The 16,035-nt window shown below is 55.2% G+C and carries 12 protein-coding genes; 10 read left to right on the top strand and 2 right to left on the bottom strand.

The window, feature by feature from the left end; all coding sequences use genetic code 11:
* Nucleotides 1-76 precede the first annotated feature (76 nt).
* The 5 genes from J9880_RS22640 (at nucleotide 77) to J9880_RS22660 (ending at nucleotide 6,596) form a co-directional block, all read left to right on the top strand.
* On the top strand, nucleotides 77-748 hold the full coding sequence (locus J9880_RS22640; RefSeq protein WP_095925300.1) for a heavy metal response regulator transcription factor: 672 nt from the start codon (nucleotides 77-79) through the stop codon (nucleotides 746-748).
* Nucleotides 745-2,148 carry a heavy metal sensor histidine kinase gene (locus J9880_RS22645; protein ID WP_232770868.1) on the top strand — a complete coding sequence of 468 codons (1,404 nt, stop codon included), beginning with the start codon at nucleotides 745-747 and terminating at the stop codon, nucleotides 2,146-2,148. Before J9880_RS22640 ends, J9880_RS22645 begins: the two co-directional genes overlap by 4 nt.
* Nucleotides 2,149-2,435: 287 nt before the next feature.
* Nucleotides 2,436-4,268, top strand: a complete 1,833-nt coding sequence (locus J9880_RS22650; protein ID WP_232770870.1) for a beta-glucoside-specific PTS transporter subunit IIABC — start codon at nucleotides 2,436-2,438, stop codon at nucleotides 4,266-4,268.
* Entirely contained in the window at nucleotides 4,268-5,731 is a 1,464-nt protein-coding gene (locus tag J9880_RS22655; protein ID WP_133822349.1) for a glycoside hydrolase family 1 protein, read from the top strand. Before J9880_RS22650 ends, J9880_RS22655 begins: the two co-directional genes overlap by 1 nt.
* A 28-nt stretch (nucleotides 5,732-5,759) precedes the next feature.
* Nucleotides 5,760-6,596: a PRD domain-containing protein gene (locus J9880_RS22660; protein WP_095925827.1), complete on the top strand. Its 837-nt coding sequence runs from the start codon at nucleotides 5,760-5,762 to the stop codon at nucleotides 6,594-6,596.
* Nucleotides 6,597-6,614: 18 nt separating this feature from the next.
* Here the strand turns inward: J9880_RS22660 and J9880_RS22665 are convergent, their stop codons facing one another.
* The gene (locus J9880_RS22665; protein ID WP_232770871.1) at nucleotides 6,615-8,939 is read right to left on the bottom strand and encodes a molybdopterin-dependent oxidoreductase; all 2,325 of its coding nucleotides are present in this window, start codon (nucleotides 8,937-8,939) and stop codon (nucleotides 6,615-6,617) included.
* A gap of 229 nt (nucleotides 8,940-9,168) precedes the next feature.
* Between J9880_RS22665 and J9880_RS22670 the strand changes: the two genes are divergently transcribed.
* From J9880_RS22670 to J9880_RS22690, 5 genes are read left to right on the top strand one after another with little or no spacing between them, the layout of a single operon-like run.
* The gene (locus tag J9880_RS22670; protein ID WP_133822351.1) at nucleotides 9,169-10,716 is read left to right on the top strand and encodes an ABC transporter substrate-binding protein; all 1,548 of its coding nucleotides are present in this window, start codon (nucleotides 9,169-9,171) and stop codon (nucleotides 10,714-10,716) included.
* Nucleotides 10,716-11,714, top strand: a complete 999-nt coding sequence (locus J9880_RS22675) for an ABC transporter permease (RefSeq protein ID WP_095925305.1) — start codon at nucleotides 10,716-10,718, stop codon at nucleotides 11,712-11,714. The genes J9880_RS22670 and J9880_RS22675 overlap by 1 nt, the downstream gene beginning before the upstream one ends.
* The gene (locus tag J9880_RS22680) at nucleotides 11,711-12,526 is read left to right on the top strand and encodes an ABC transporter permease (protein WP_232770872.1); all 816 of its coding nucleotides are present in this window, start codon (nucleotides 11,711-11,713) and stop codon (nucleotides 12,524-12,526) included. Before J9880_RS22675 ends, J9880_RS22680 begins: the two co-directional genes overlap by 4 nt.
* Nucleotides 12,526-14,151 carry an ABC transporter ATP-binding protein gene (locus J9880_RS22685; protein WP_232770873.1) on the top strand — a complete coding sequence of 542 codons (1,626 nt, stop codon included), beginning with the start codon at nucleotides 12,526-12,528 and terminating at the stop codon, nucleotides 14,149-14,151. Before J9880_RS22680 ends, J9880_RS22685 begins: the two co-directional genes overlap by 1 nt.
* On the top strand, nucleotides 14,148-15,143 hold the full coding sequence (locus J9880_RS22690) for a dipeptidase (RefSeq protein WP_133822355.1): 996 nt from the start codon (nucleotides 14,148-14,150) through the stop codon (nucleotides 15,141-15,143). Before J9880_RS22685 ends, J9880_RS22690 begins: the two co-directional genes overlap by 4 nt.
* Before the next feature lie 52 nt (nucleotides 15,144-15,195).
* Here J9880_RS22690 and J9880_RS22695 read toward each other — a convergent pair whose 3' ends face one another.
* Entirely contained in the window at nucleotides 15,196-15,957 is a 762-nt protein-coding gene (locus tag J9880_RS22695; protein ID WP_095925309.1) for a FadR/GntR family transcriptional regulator, read from the bottom strand.
* Nucleotides 15,958-16,035 lie beyond the last annotated feature (78 nt).

A 16,035-nucleotide genomic window follows, 5' to 3' on the forward strand; every position in this document is an offset into this window, starting at 1 on the left:
ATTTCGCATCATCATGATGAGAAGAAATGGGCGCCGCGTGCGCCCTTTTCTCCTGCACGCCGAGGTTCTATCCTGTTTGAAAATCCTCATTATTGAAGACGAAGAGAAAACCGCCGAATACCTGAGAAATGGCCTTAATGAAGCGGGTTACACCGCCGACTGGGCCGCTAACGGTATCGATGGCCTTCATATGGCCCGGGAGAATGCTTACGACCTGATCCTGCTGGATGTGATGCTGCCAGAGATGGACGGCTGGACGGTGATGGAGCGACTGCGTATTCATCTCCAGACACCCGTGCTGTTTCTCAGTGCACTCGGGGCGCTGGAAGATCGCTTGCGTGGCCTGGGGTTGGGGGCTGATGAGTATCTGGTGAAACCCTTTTCCTATGCTGAACTGCTGGCCCGCATTCGCATCATCCTTCGCCGGGGCCAGCCGCAATCAGGTAATGTTCTATCGCTGGCAGATCTGGTCGTGGATATCGAAAAATTTCGGTGTGAACGCGCCGGGAAACGTATCACCCTGACCAACAAAGAATTTAAATTGCTGGTATGTTTTCTCCAGCATCCCGGTCAGGTATTGTCGCGCACCTTTTTGGCTTCCCGCGTATGGGATATGAATTTTGACAGCGACACCAATGTGGTGGATGTGGCCGTCAGAAGATTAAGGCAAAAAATCGATGAGCCGTTTCAGAATCAATTAATACATACAATACATGGCGTGGGTTATCGCTGTGAGGAAGAGCCATGAGACGTATTTCCCTCACGTTTCGCCTCGCCGTTTTGCTCGCCGCTTTTTCGTTTGTGGCGTTTACTGTCATGGGCGGAGCACTTTATTATGCGTTACGGCACCAGTTGACACTGCGTGATGACGCGGCGCTTGTCTCACGGGTGGACCAGATCAGCACCTTATTACGGGATATGGATGCCCGTCAGCTTATTCATGAAAAGCCGCACCTGTTCGCGAATATGCTGGGAAACACGGAATCCCTGCTGGTTATCCGTTATGCACAAGGCCCGACCTTACTGGAGGTCAATCCTCTCAAACGCCCGATCCCTGATGTCGCGCCGATCTCCGCCAACCAGAAACTGTCGCTGAATGTCGTGCATCATTCGCAGACGTCTGACGGGACGCCAATGATTTCTATGGCGGCGACCAGTCCGTCTTCCAATGATTTACCCCCGCTGGAGATTATCTCAAGCCGTGTGTTAACCGACCGGACGCATATTTTGGATGTGTATCGCGATAACATCATTCTGTTTGCATCGATGATGGCGGCCATCTCGGTCGTTTTGGCCTTTATTTTTGCCCGCCGGGGGGTTTCTCCTTTGCGAAGGCTGGCGGAAAGAACCGCGAAGATTGGCACCAGAACCTTGTCCTCGCGTCTGGCCAAAGACGATGCACCCACTGAGCTTGATCCCCTGATTGATCAGATAAATGCCATGCTGGAAAGACTCGAACGCGGGTTTAAACAAATTAAGCAAGTGAGTGGCGACATGGCCCACGATCTGCGTACGCCGATCACCATACTTCTCGGGCAAACCGAGGTAGGTCTGGGTGCGCCACGTGAAAATGAGTACTACCGGCGGTTGCTGGGGTCTAATTTTGAAGAACTTCAACGCATGTCGCGCATGATTGATAACATGCTTTTTTTGGCGCAGGCCGAGCAGCCAGACCAGGAAATTCAGCGCATCGTTCTGGACGCCACGCAGGATATGAAGCGGATTTGTGATTATTTCGAAGACTTAGCTGCCGAACGCGATATCCGGATCCAGGTCAGCGGCCAGGGCACCCTGTTTGCCGACGCTATGCTCTTACGCAGAGCGCTGGCTAATCTGCTTTCCAACGCCGTACGCCATGCCGCAGCAGATAGCGTGATTGAAATCATCGCCTCCCCCTCCGCCGCAGGCATGAATATTCTGGTGGTCAACCAGGGCGAAACGATTCCTAAACACGATCAGGAAAGGATTTTCGACCGTTTTTATCGTGCGGATCCTTCCCGCCAAAACTCTTCCCACTCGAGCGGGTTGGGGTTGTCGATTGTCACCTCCATCATGCAATTGCATCAGGGCCGCTGCTGGGTTGAAAGCGGGCAAGGCACCACGACTTTCGGACTGTTCTTCCCGAATGCTGAGGAGTCAATGGGTTGACAGGATTCGTGAAAGTTTCGGTTTTGTTCGCTTAGCCCGCCGCGCAACTTCATTGATTGGGGTTTTGTCTTTAAAAAAGTCAGGGGCGATTCAGAAATTTTGCCAACGAGCTCACACTTACCGCCTTCTTCCCGATGATTACATTGACTTCAGGACCTAATTAATCAGAAATAGACCACAGGCGTGTTACTACCCAGCGTAGGCAAGACCTGAAGCCCCATCCTCTTCTTTGTAAGGTGATGGGGCTTCAGGTCTTTTTTTTTGTTTCGGCTCCGGGAATGGTGGCTATGAATCATCTGCAAGTTGCTCAGGAAATTGTGGCGCGGGTCGGCGGCGTGGAGAATATTGAACACGTTGAGCATTGTTCAACGCGGCTGCGGCTCAGCCTCTATAACAACGAAAAGGCCGACCAGACCGCGCTGGAAAAAATTTCCGGCGTGCTGGGCGTCAGGCTCAATGTTCAGTGCCAGGTGGTGATTGGCAGCGAAGTAATCCGGGTATATGACGCAGTCAAAGAACTGGTCAGCGGCCAGACGTCACCGGTTCAGACTCAGCCGCAGCCAAAGAACAGCCGCGTGCTCTCCGTCGTGGTGGATTTCATTATCAGCGTCTTCCAGCCGCTGGTTCCGGCCATTGCCGGAGGCGGCGTCCTGAAATCCTTGTTATTGCTGCTGGATGCGCTCGGCTGGCTGAGCCGCAGCAGTTCGACCTGGAAAGTACTGGATAATATTGGTTCAGCGCCGATCTATTTTCTGCCGATACTGGTGGCGATCACCACGGCGACCAAACTTAAGGTGAACATTCTTGTGGCGGTTTCCGCTGTATCGGTCATGGTGTTGCCGGGCATGGCAAAACATCTGGCTGACGGCGCGCAGTTTCTTTCGCTGGATCTGAAGAATGTCCCCTATGCCTCGCAGGTTTTTCCGGCCATTTTGTGCGTCCTTTTTTATGCGCAGACAGAGAAACTTTTCAACCGGTATACGCCGTCATCCGTGCGCGTTTTCCTTTCGCCAATGCTTTCCCTGATGATCACCGTACCCCTGACCTTACTGGTGCTCGGTCCGTTAGGATATGAACTCGGTGCCGGTCTGGCCAAAGTCATCCTGTGGTTATACGGCCACTTAGGCTTCATCGCGACGGCGTTGCTGGCAGCAGGATTGCCCTTCATGGTGGCCGCAGGAATGCATAAACCGATGCTGCCGTATGCCATCTCTTCCATGAGCCAGCTCGGGCGCGAGTTCATCTACTTACCGGCGTCACTGGCGCACAACATTGCCGAATCAGGCACTTGCTTCGCCATCGCCCTGAAAAGTAAAGATAAAGCCATGAAGTCCACTGCGTTTTCTGCCGGTATTTCCGCCTTGTTCGGCATTACCGAGCCCGCGATTTATGGCGTCACGCTGTTGCACAAGCAGGCGCTGTACAGCGTTCTGGCGGGCAGTTTTGTCGGCGGTGCTTTTGTCGGCTGGATGGGCATTCAGGCTTTCGCGCTGGTCGGGCCGGGTTTAGCCACCATCTCAATATTTGTCTCCCCTGAAAACAGCATGAATATCGTCTATGCCCTCGCCGGCGTGGTGATTGCTTTTGGCGTCTCTTTTGTCAGTGCGCTGATGCTGTGGAAAGAGAAAAGTATGCCGCTTCCTGCTGAGGCCATGGTCAGTTCACTGGATCTGATGCAGCCGGTAGAGGGGAAAGTCATCCCGCTTGAGCAGGTGAATGACGATGTATTTTCCAAACGCATCATGGGTGAGGGTATTGCCATCATTCCCCAGGCAGGTGTGCTCAGCGCGCCTGCCAGTGGCGTGATCGTGAATGTTTTCGAAACCGGCCACGCGGTCAGTATGCTCAGCGACAGTGGCATTGAGCTGATTTTCCACATCGGTATCGACACCATCAAACTGAACGGCGAGGGATTTACCCCCCGCGTTGAAACCGGACAAAGGGTGTCCGTCGGCGACATCCTGGTGGAATTTGATGTGGATGCCCTGACCCGCGCCGGTTTTGATCCGGTGGTCATTATGGTGATCACCAACAGCGAGCGGTTCACGTTAGAACCGGAACCCGCCGCCTTACAGATTAATCATCGCCCCGTTGTTATGACTTTAAAGGAGTCCGTGTAATGACCAGTAAACCAACGTTTCCGAAAGACTTTTTATGGGGAGGCGCTATCGCCGCCAATCAGGCGGAGGGCGCATGGAATATCGACGGCAAAGGCCCTTCCGTGGCGGATGCCATCACCTGGAAACCCAATGTCTCGCTCAAAGATTACAGCGCGCACATGGCGCTGACCGATGAAAATATCGCGGATGCACTTCAGGGGAAAAACGACGAGCTGTACCCAAAACGCCGCGGGATAGATTTCTACCATCGTTATAAAGAGGATCTGGCTTTATTCGCCGAAATGGGCTGTAAGGTTTTGCGCGTGTCCATCGCCTGGTCGCGAATTTTCCCGACCGGAGAAGACAGGGAACCGAATGAGGCCGGACTGGCGTTTTATCACGAATTATTCAGCGAGATGAGAAGGCTCAACATCGAACCACTGGTCACACTGTCGCATTACGAAATGCCACTGGCGCTGAGCGAAAAATACAATGGCTGGGTACATCGTAACGTGGTGGATGCCTTTGTGCGTTTCTGTCGCGTGTGTTTCGAACGTTACAAAGACCTGGTGGTTTACTGGCTGACGTTTAACGAAATCGACAGCATCCGCCGTCATCCCTTTACCACCGCCGGGATCAGGGAAGAAAAAAGTGCGGAAGGTCGCGCGGAACAGGATATCTATCAGGGTTTGCATCATCAGTTTGTGGCATCGGCTTTGGTCACCCGCGACTGCCATGCGATCATTCCCTGCAGCCAGGTCGGATGCATGCTGACCAAACTGACCACCTACCCGCGCACCTGTAAACCCGAAGACGTAGAAGCCACGCTGAAGAAGAATCTGGAAAACATGTTCTACGCGGACGTGCAGGTGTTTGGTGCCTACCCGCCACTGATCACGCGTGACCTCGAACGCCGCGGGATCCACATTGAAATGCAACCCGGTGATACTGAAATACTGCGCGCTTACACCGTCGATTTTGTTTCTTTCAGCTATTACATGTCGCTGACCGAATCCACTCAGCCGGATGCAGAACGTATTCCCGGCAATACCATTCTTGGCGTCAAAAACCCTTACCTTCCGGCATCAGAATGGGGCTGGCAGATTGACCCGGTCGGATTGAAAATCTCGTTGCTTGAACTTTATGACCGCTACCAGAAACCGCTGTTTATCGTGGAATGTGGCCTCGGGGCGAAAGACGAGGTCGTCGCTGGAAAAATTCATGACGATTACCGTATCGACTATTTCCGCGCCCACTTCGAACAGGTAAAAAACGCCATCGATGAAGGTGTTGAGGTCATGGGCTTTACAACCTGGGGGTCAATCGACATCATCAGCGCCGGAACCTCGCAAATGTCCAAGCGTTATGGTTTTATCTATGTCGATCAGGATGATGAAGGTGCGGGTTCTCTGGCACGTCTGCGCAAAGACTCGTTTTTCTGGTACCAGAAAGTCATCGCGACAAATGGCGCGGACATGGCGTAATCGTGACAATCAGCCGCAGGAACAGACCGTGATTACAGTGAAGAAATCGCTCAATAACAGCATGCTTCTGGTTGAAAATGAGCAGGAGGAAATGGTGCTGTTTGGCAAAGGGCTGGGTTTCAACGCAAAGCCCGGCATGCAGATTGATATTGCGCACGTCGAGAAGGTTTTTATCCCGATACAGGATTTGAAATCGCGACATTTTCTGTCACTGACGGCCACCATTCCTGCGGCCTTTTTTGATGTCACCCACGACATTATTCAGCTGGCGCAGCAAAGTTATGTCAAAAAACTCCATTCCTCGCTGTTTTTCACCCTCACGGAACACCTGTTTTTTGCCGCAGAACGTTGCAAAAAAGAACAGAGTTTTGTCAACAAACTGGGCTGGGAGATAAAACGCTATTATCAGAAAGAATACGAAATTGCTCGTCAGGCCAGCGCGATGGTCAGTGCGCGTTTCGATATTTCCCTGCCTGCCGATGAAGCGGTGAATATTGCCTTTCATCTGATTAATGCGTCAGGTGACAACGACACCACCACCGCCCATCAGCAGGTAGAACTGGTAAACCGCATCGCTGAAATTGTCCGCTATAAGCTGAACAAAATCCTCGATATTGACTCAGTGAACTACAACCGTTTCATTACCCACGTGCGTTATTTCGCTGAAAGGATCCTCAGCGGAAAAATCGCGGCCAGTGACACGGAGGATTTTTATCAGGAACTGCTGCGCCATCGTCCGGGCGCGATGGCGGTTTCCCTGTCCATACGCGATTATGTGCAGGAAAAATACGCCATCGCCTTACCCAAAGACGAACTGACCTGGCTCAGCCTGCACATCAGCAGGCTGGAGGATGGCGGGGCCTAAATTTTCCCTTCACCCGCATCAGTTGCCTGAGTCATCAGGAGGAACAAACGCCGGCGGCAGGAAGGCGGTAACCTCGGGTAAAGGCGCGTTCCAGCGTTCGATATCAATCCAGCAGCTTTGTGCGCTGCACCCCTGCCCGAGTCGCGAACTGCCACGATCTTCCGTCAGTACGTTCGGGTTGCCGTGTTTATCCAGCGAGTCGGGTTGCGACGGGTCCTGCGGGTCGTACCAGGCACCGGTAGACATCTGCACCACGCCGGGGCGCAGATCTTCGGTCAGATGAACACCCGCCAGGATTGCGCCACGATCGTTAAACACCCGCACGATACTGCCCTCAGTGATACCGCGAGCGGCGGCATCCTGTGGGTGTAACCACAGCGGTTCACGGTCACTGATTTTAGTCTTGCGGCTGACGCTGCCGTGATCGTACTGGCTGTGCAGCCGCGTGCGTGGCTGGCTGGAAAGCAAATGCAGCGGCCAGCGCGCGCGGGTTTCCTGCTGTTCGCGATAATCCTGTTCATACCAGAACGGGAAACCCGGACATTCCTCGTAATCGAAATTTGCCACCGTCTGTGAAAACAGTTCGATCTTGCCTGACGGCGTCGTCAGCGGCGCCCCCTCAGGGTCACGGCGAAAGTCTTCGAACAGGATCTGCGGCGTATCCGGACGCGCATATTCCAGTTTGCCCTGTTGCCAGAAATCATCGAATTCCGGCAGCTCAATGCCATCGGCCTGCGCACGGGGAACTGAAAGCTGGTAGATATGCCGCAGCCAGTCCGTCGCATCGCGCCCTTCGCTGAAGACCTCGCCAAAGCCCATCTGCTGCGCGAGCGCGGCAAATATCGCGTAATCGCTGCGCGCCTCACCGACCGGTGCAATATGCTGACGCATGGCAATCATGTAACCATCGTTGCTGGCGCTGCCGATATCCTCACGCTCAAGTGACGTTGTCACCGGCAGCACGATATCGGCGAACTTAGCCTGCGCCGTCCAATACTGTTCATGCACCACCACGGTATCGGGCTGACGCCAGGCTTTCACCAGCCGGTTGATATCCTGATGATGGTGAAACGCGTTACCGCCCGCCCAGTAAACCAGCCGGATATCGGGATACTGACAGTTTTTGCCATCGAACTGATACGCGCCGCCGGGATTGAGCAACATGTCGCAAAGCCGCGCCACGGGGATGTGATCGTTAACCGCATTTTTACCCATCGGCAAACGCGGGCCGGAGAAGGTGCGGCGATCGGAGCCTGCAAGATTGGTAGACGCGTAGGCAAAGCCCAGCCCGCCGCCCGGCGTGCCGATCTGTCCGAGTAAAGACGCCAGCGCCACCGTCGCCCAGAAAGTTTGTTCGCCCTGTCGTGCGCGTTGCAAAGACCAGGCGATATTAATCATGGTGTGCTTTTCGGACATCTCACGCGCCAGCGTGCGGATTGCCTGCGCGCTGATGCCGGTCAACGGTTCTGCCCATTCCGGTGTTTTGGCCTGCCCGTCACGAGCACCCGTCAGATAATCGCTGAACGTACTGAAGCCCACGGTATGGCTGGCGACAAAACCCGCGTCATAGCGGGATTCCTCGACGAGCACATGACTGAGCGCCAGCAACAGTGCGGTATCGCTGCCCGGTTTGAGGGACAGCCATTCGGCCGTTTTCACCGACGAGAGATCGTTCTTCACCGGGCTGACATTGATGAAACGGGTGCCGGTTCGCTCCATTTCCTGTAACCAGTATTTCAGCGAGTGATCGTTGGCACCGCCACCGTTGACCTGCGCATTGCGCCACGGCAGTCCGCCGAAGGCAACGAACAGTTCGCACTTTCCGGCCAGCACGGACCAGTGAGTATGCTGTTTTTGCAGCACATCCAGATCACCGATAATGTGCGGCAATAAACGCTCCGCCGCCGCCAGACTGTAGGTGTTTGTGCTGCCGGTATAGCCGCCAAACTGATTGAAAAACCGGTGCATCTGGCTTTGCGCATGGTGAAAACGACCGGCGCTCGACCAGCCGTAAGACCCGGCATAGAACGCAGAATTACCGTGGGTGTCCTTTACGCGTGCGAGTTCAGCCGCAACCAGCGACAGCGCCGTCTCCCAGCTGACTTCGACAAAAGGCTCTTTGCCGCGTCCTTCACGCGAGGCCGCGCCGTTTTGCAAATAGCCCAGCCGGACCGCAGGGCGACGCACGCGGCTGGGTCCGTCGACTGAACCCATCAGGGATTGTCCGATTTCAGACGGATTACGATCCCATTCCACGGGTTCAACAGATTTTAAAACACCGTCAGCCGTGGCAACGCGGTACGTTCCCCAGTGCATAACAGCCAGATCATGGTTTTTTTTCATTATAAGCAGGTAAATTCAGGCAAAAAAATACCCTAGCATGCCGTAGCACCCGCGGCTACGCTGTCTGTGTTATTTCTAATTTTATCATACGCTTATCTTATTTACGTATTAGACACCCCCTTCCCTATTTCTTAGGATTACGCCCCTTTGGGGCAATTTCTGACCATCAGGTTCGCCTGTGCAGCAGGGTATTCACACCGTATCAGCCTATAAAATAAGGATAATAAAAATGCCAAATTCCTGGAATCGTCGCGATTTCCTCAAGTATTCTCTGGCCGCCGGCGCCGCTTCCGGGCTCAGTTTTACCCTGCCCGCCGCCGCTGCCGACAACACACCGAAGAAAGGCGGACATCTCAAACTGGGCATTGATGGTGCGGCGACCACCGACGTGTTGGATCCGGCAAGCTGGATCAGTTCATACATGATGGTGGTAGGTTGTGCCTGGGGCGATACGCTGGTGCGCACCGATCCGGTCAGCGGCAAAGCGATACCGGGGCTGGCAGAAAGTTGGGAAAGCGCCGACAAATCATCGCGCTGGATATTTACCCTGCGTAAGGGCGTTCAGTTCCATAACGGCCAGGCGCTGACGGCAGAAGATGTCGTCAAAACCCTTTCCCGTCACCGTGATCCGAAATTCCGTTCCGGCGTAATTGCCTATCTGTCATCCATCAGTACCGTCACCAGTGATAGCGATAAAATCACCATTACTCTCAATGAAAGCAATGTCGATTTTCCGCTGGTACTTTCGCTGTGGAACCTGCAAATCCAGCCCGGTGGCGGCTATGAAAATCCTAACGCCGGGATCGGCACCGGGCCTTACCGCATGGTCAAATTCGAGGCTGGCGTCTATACCCAGCTGGAGAAAAACCCGCATGACTGGGACAGCAGCCGGGGCAATGTGGCGAGTGCAGAAGTGATCGCGATTAACGACGCATCGAGCCGGGTTGCAGCACTGTCTACCGGAAAAGTACATTTCATCAGCGGGCTGAGCCCGAAAATCGTGGCACTGCTGAAAAGCGGTCCGGTCACGATTTACAACACACCGGGACGCGGACATTACACATTGCCGATGATGGTCAACACCCCGCCGTTCGACAATAACGACCTGCGTCTGGCGCTGAAACTGGCCATTGATCGCCAGCAAATTCTGGATCGCGTGCTGGGCGGTTATGGCTCGCTGGGCAATGATTTCCCGGTCAACAGTGCGTATCCGCTGTTCCCGGCCGAAATCCCGCAACGCCAGTACGACGCCGATCAGGCCGCATTCCACTTTAAAAAATCCGGCTACAGCGGGCCCATTGTGCTGGATGTCGCCGAAGGGGTTTTCCCCGGTGCCGTCGATGCCGCCACGCTGTTCCAGCTCAGCGCGCAGAAAGCCGGGATCAAAATTGATATCCGCCGCCAGCCCGATGACGGCTACTGGAATAATGTCTGGCGTAACAAACCGTTCTGCGTGTCGTCATGGGGAACGCGTTTAACCCAGGATCTGATCTATTCGCTCGAACTGGGCCCGTCTTCAGCCAGCAATGAAACCCACTTCGCTAATCCGCAATTTGCCAGCCTGCTCAAACTCGCACGGGCAGAAGAGGATGAGGCCAAACGCCGCACGCTGTATCACGACATTGCGCTGATTGTGCGTGATGAAGGCGGCACCCTGCTTCCGGTGTTTAATAATTACCTCAACGCCAGCAGCAACAAACTTCAGGGCTATATCGAAGATGTCGGCAACGATTTATCTAACGGTCACGTCATCTCACGCGTCTGGCTGAACAACTGATGAAAAGTTTTATTGCCCGTGGGGTGCGCGGCACGGCGCCCCGTCATCCGCTCGCCCGCGCCATAAGTCACCGCCTGCTGCTGGCGGTGATTTTACTCTGGGGTGTATCGCTGCTGATCTTCGCCGCCGTCAACGCCCTGCCCGGTGATTTTGCTGCCGCGTCACTGGGACGCGCAGCGACACCTGAGGCGATTGCCAGTATCAGACAAAGTCTCGGGCTGGATAAGCCGCTGGTCACCCGTTATCTGCTGTGGATGCTACAGATTTTCAAAGGCGATTTCGGGCTTTCATGGGCCAGTCAGCAACCGGTCAGCGCACAGCTCGGGCACCGGTTACTCAATTCACTGTGGCTTGCGGGTGCCGCCGCGTTACTGGCGGTCCCGGTCGCGTTGCTGGGCGGATTGTTCGCCGTGCGCTATCTGCACCGTCTGCCCGACCGGGTGATTACGCTGGTATCCCTGATTATTCTCTCACTGCCGGAATTTTTAATCGGCTATCTGCTGATTCAGGTGCTGGTGTTACACGTGGGCGTCTCGACGTTTCCCTCGACGATTTATGACGGCATGAGCCTGCCGGATCGTCTTTCCGCCCTGTTGCTGCCGGTGCTGACACTGGCGATTGCCGTACTGGCAAACATGTTGCGATCGGCACGCAGTGCGCTGATGTCAGTCACCCGTACGCCGTGGATGGAAACAGCGCGGCTGAAGGGATTACCGCCGCTGCGTATTTTATGGCGACACGCCGCACCGAATGCCATTTCCCCTGTCCTGACTGTGATCGCCATGAATCTGGCCGGGCTGATTGTCGGTGCGATGATCATCGAAGTGATTTTTGTCTATCCGGGTGTCGGGCAATACATGGTGGATGCCGTCACCGTGCGCGATATTCCGGTCGTGCAGGCCTGCGGGCTGGTGTTTGCCGCCGTGTATATTCTGCTTAATTTACTGGTCGATATGCTGGCAATGGCGGCAAACCCACGACTGAGGTTCCCGCGATGAAATCACTTTTCTCCTCAGCGAGCGCCGTGATCGGTGCGTTTCTGCTGATCCTGTTTGTCTTCGCCTCGCTGGCCGCACCGTGGATCGCGCCTTACGATGCCCGTCAGATATGCGGTGAAATCTGGCAACCCATGAGTGCCGCCCACTGGCTGGGCACCGATAATCTCGGCAGGGATTTGTTCTCCCGTCTGCTGTCTGGCGCGCGTCTTACCTTGTCGTTTGCTTTTGTGATTTCGGTAATGGCTACGCTTGCGGGCACGCTGCTGAGCTTTCTGGCGGTCAGCGTGGGAGGCGCGGTGGAGGGGGTATTGTCACGCCTCAACGATTTGTTTATGTCACTGCCATCGCTGATTATCGCGCTGGTGGCGCTGGCGGTGTTACCACAAACTAACAGCACGCTGGTCGTTGTGCTGGCCGCCATCGGTGCGACGCGCGTTTATCGTCTCGGTTACAGTCTTGCCTCGCATATTCTGGCCACGGATTACATGGAAGCCGCAAAGCTCGCCGGCGAATCTCACGCGTACCGGGTCATCCGCGAAATGCTGCCCAACGCCCGCTTTCCGCTGCTGGCGGAATGGGGAATGCAGTTCAGCGCCAGCATTCTGTTTATCTCGACACTCTCTTTCATCGGGCTGGGGATCCAGCCCCCCGCAGCCGACTGGGGCGCCATCGTGCGGGAAAATAAAGACGGCATTCTGTTTGGTGTCAGTGCCGCCTTTTACCCAGCCATCGCCATTTCGTTGCTGGTCATTGCCGTCAATTTGCTGGTCGATGCCCTGAGCAGAACGCTGCAACAACAGGAGGATCAGTGATGTCAGAGGCACTCTTACAAGTCGCACAGCTGTGCGTGGGACATCAGCAAACTGTATTGATTGACAAGGTATCTTTTCAATTACGCAAAGGCGACGTGCTGGGCGTAATCGGCGAATCTGGCGCCGGGAAATCCACTCTGGGACTCGCGGTGATGGGGCATTATCGCGGCGCGCTGCGACCGCTTAGCGGCAGCATTACTTTTCAGGGGCACACTTATCATCCCCGGGATGCTTGTCGTTTGGCGACACATCAGGGCAAACGCGTTTGTTATGTCGCGCAATCGGCCAGTGCCGGTTTTAATCCGGCATTTCCGCTGGGTTCGCAGGTAATTGAAGCCGCGTGTTATCACGGCGTCCTGACGCCTGAAGCGGCACAGGAAAAGATGTTACAGCTGTTCGCCCTGCTCGGTTTGCCAGATCCGGCACAGTTCGCCAGACGCTATCCTCATCAGGTTTCCGGTGGTCAGTTGCAGCGGGCAATGACCGCCATGGCGCTGTGCTCCTCGCCTGATTTGATTGTTTTTGATGAGCCAACCACCGCGCTGGATGTCACTACGCAGCTCGATGTTCTGGCGGCTATCCGCCACGCGGTGAAGCAAACCCGGACGGCGGCGCTGTATATTTCGCACGATATTGCCGTAGTCTCGCAAATTGCCGACAACCTGCTGGTGTTGCGCCACGGTAAACAGATCGAATATGGCCGCACTGCCGATATCCTTAGGTCAGCCGCACATCCTTACACCCGGGCATTACTCAATACCCGACATCCGGCACCGCTGCCGGTCGCTGAACAACATGCGCCGGTGCTTGAACTGCGTGACCTGACCGTCGGATACGGTCACGGGGAGCCGGTTATCTCGCAGCTTTCGCTGACACTGCCCCGCGGGCAAACCTTCGTGCTGGTCGGCGAGTCTGGCTCCGGTAAATCCACCCTGGCCCGTACGCTGGCCGGGCTGCAAAAACCGCAATCCGGTGAACTGACGCTGGAAGGCAAGGCACTGTCGTTTGATTGTCAGCGGCGAACTGCGCAGCAGCGCTGGCAAATCCAGTACATTTATCAGAACGCGGATACCGCGCTGAATCCGCGCCACCGGGTACGTGAGCTGGTCGGGCGGAATATCATGCGCCGCAGCGGTTTGCGCGGTGCTGCGCTTAAAGCACGCCTCAGCCAGTTGCTTGAGCAGGTAGAACTGGCGCCGGAGCTGGCCGACCGTTTTCCCTCGCAGCTTTCAGGCGGACAAAAACAGAGAGTGGCAATTGCGCGGGCGCTGGCAGCGGAACCGGACATTCTCATTTGCGATGAACCTACCTCTGCGCTGGATCCGCTGGTCGCGCAGGGCGTACTGGCCTTGTTCAGACAGCTTCAGCAGTCTGCCGGCCTGACTTTGCTTTTTATCACTCACGACATCGCGACGGTGCGCAGCATTGCCCATTCCGTGGCCGTCATGCATCGCGGCAAACTGGTGCGTAAGGGCTTGCGGGAGACGGTGCTGACGCCGCCTTTCGATGATTACACCGCGCGTCTGTTGCAGGCGGAACCGACGCTCGACCCCGGCTGGCTGGCATCAGCCCTGAAGATTCCGTCTTCCGAACACCCCTTGTCATTGCAGGAAATACTCACATGATCCAGACCGATATAGCCCGACGCGCCCGCGCAATTTTTTCCGACTCGCTGGTCTGGGATGGCCACTCCGGCTTCATGCCCGATCCGGCGGCAGACCTGAATAATCTACAACTCTGGCGGGATGCAGGCGTGCATTACCTGTCAGTGGATGTCGGCTTTGATGTCCTGCCGTGGGAGCAGACAGTACGCAATCTGGCGGCATTCAGGCACTGGATCCTCGATCATGCTGATGATTACCTGCTGGTGAATCAGCCGGAGGATATTCTCACCGCCCGTGCCTCTGGTAAGCTGGCGATCACTTTTGATATCGAAGGGATGAACGCGCTGGATGGCCGCGTTGAAATGGTGGAGTTTTATCATCACCTGGGCGTACGACAGATGCTGTTTGCTTATAACCGCAATAATCTCGCGGGTGGCGGCTGCCATGATGAAAACACAGGTTTAACCTCTTTCGGCAAAGAAGTGATTGATGAAATGAACCGCGTTGGCATGTTCGTTGATGTCTCTCATTGCAGTCTTCAGACCAGCATCGAAGCCATTGAATACTCCAGTAAGCCGGTCATATTTTCCCATTCCAATCCAAAAGCCATACATGCGCACGGCAGAAACATCAGTGATGAACAAATCAGGGCGTGTGTGAACCATGGCGGGCTGATTGGCGTGAACGGGATTGGTGAGTTCCTGGGTGACAGTGCCCCCGACGCCGCGCTGTTCGCCCGGCATGTTGATTATCTGATTCATCTCGCCGGTCCCCGCCACGTGGGAATAGCACTGGATTATGCCTTCCCGGTGGGCAATGTCAGTACCGGCGACATTCTGGCGGCACATCCTGAATACTGGCCCGCAGAGGAATATTCAGGCGAAGGTGGCTACGTGCATCCCTCCGCGCTGGAAGAGGTTGTCGGCCATTTGTTACAGTCAGGACACAGCGAAAAAGTGATCCGCAATGTGCTGGGGGAAAACTTCTTACGGCTGGCGAGAGAAGTCTGGTAAACGCTCATGGCAGGCACTGAAATAGAGTACGGGTTCAGATGCCGCGCCTTTTTCACCCCTGGCCGAAAATCTTAATCACCGCATCCAGATGTTCCTTCATGGCTTTCTTCGCCGCGCGGCTGTCCCGCGCTTCCAGCGCCGTCAGGATTTCCAGATGTTCAATCTCAGAACGGTGCGGCATGTCCTGCGGCGTGTAGTGTAATTGCAGGCTGCGGAACATGGTGCCGTAACGGTGGCCGAGCAGGTGCGCGATGATAAAAGCATAGGCCGGATTTCCGCTGGCCTGGGCGATGCGGATATGGAATAACCGGTCGCCGGGATGGGTGGCTGAGCCGTTGCGGTTATCGCGACAATTCTGCTCATATGCCAACCTGATCGCCGCAAGTTCGTCGTCGGTGGCGTTTCTTGCTGCCAGCGCGGCGGTTTCAGGTTCAATCAGACGCCGGGTTTGCAGCAGCGAAAACGGCGGCAACTCGGCAGTGAAATCCAGCTCGATATTCAGCTCGTCGTCCACATCCGCCCACTGATTACGCCCTGCCTGCGACATCACCGGTTCCTGCGAAGGCGTGACCGGTACCGCCGGAGGATGGCGCACGATCACACCATTTCCCACACGCACATCCACCAGCCCGATCACTTCCAGCGCAATCAGCGCCTCACGCACCGAAGCCCGGCTGACCTGCAACTGACTCGCCAGTTCACGTTCGGCAGGAAGACGGCTGCCGGGCGGAAATTCTTTGTTATCAATTAACGTTTTTAGCTGGTCAGCTATCTGCCTGTATATTCTGGGATTTTCTAATTTCTTTATCGGCATCGGACACCTGAGGTCAATTCTCAATAAGTGATTCAGCTAGCATTTTCCGGACAAAAATCTTGCTGATTTGTTTTATGC

The sequence above is a fragment of the Rahnella victoriana genome (genome assembly GCF_021276285.1).
In the GTDB taxonomy this organism is placed as follows: domain Bacteria; phylum Pseudomonadota; class Gammaproteobacteria; order Enterobacterales; family Enterobacteriaceae; genus Rahnella; species Rahnella victoriana.

What these genes read in the sequence shown, in the direction of transcription:
- J9880_RS22685 (WP_232770873.1), top strand. Translation starts at nt 12,526, where the DNA reads ATGTCAGAGGCACTCTTACAAGTCGCACAGCTGTGCGTGGGACATCAG.
- J9880_RS22690 (WP_133822355.1), top strand. Translation starts at nt 14,148, where the DNA reads ATGATCCAGACCGATATAGCCCGACGCGCCCGCGCAATTTTTTCCGAC.
- J9880_RS22655 (WP_133822349.1), top strand. Translation starts at nt 4,268, where the DNA reads ATGACCAGTAAACCAACGTTTCCGAAAGACTTTTTATGGGGAGGCGCT.
- J9880_RS22645 (WP_232770868.1), top strand. Translation starts at nt 745, where the DNA reads ATGAGACGTATTTCCCTCACGTTTCGCCTCGCCGTTTTGCTCGCCGCT.
- J9880_RS22695 (WP_095925309.1), bottom strand. Translation starts at nt 15,957, where the DNA reads ATGCCGATAAAGAAATTAGAAAATCCCAGAATATACAGGCAGATAGCT.
- J9880_RS22650 (WP_232770870.1), top strand. Translation starts at nt 2,436, where the DNA reads ATGAATCATCTGCAAGTTGCTCAGGAAATTGTGGCGCGGGTCGGCGGC.
- J9880_RS22665 (WP_232770871.1), bottom strand. Translation starts at nt 8,939, where the DNA reads ATGAAAAAAAACCATGATCTGGCTGTTATGCACTGGGGAACGTACCGC.
- J9880_RS22675 (WP_095925305.1), top strand. Translation starts at nt 10,716, where the DNA reads ATGAAAAGTTTTATTGCCCGTGGGGTGCGCGGCACGGCGCCCCGTCAT.
- J9880_RS22670 (WP_133822351.1), top strand. Translation starts at nt 9,169, where the DNA reads ATGCCAAATTCCTGGAATCGTCGCGATTTCCTCAAGTATTCTCTGGCC.
- J9880_RS22680 (WP_232770872.1), top strand. Translation starts at nt 11,711, where the DNA reads ATGAAATCACTTTTCTCCTCAGCGAGCGCCGTGATCGGTGCGTTTCTG.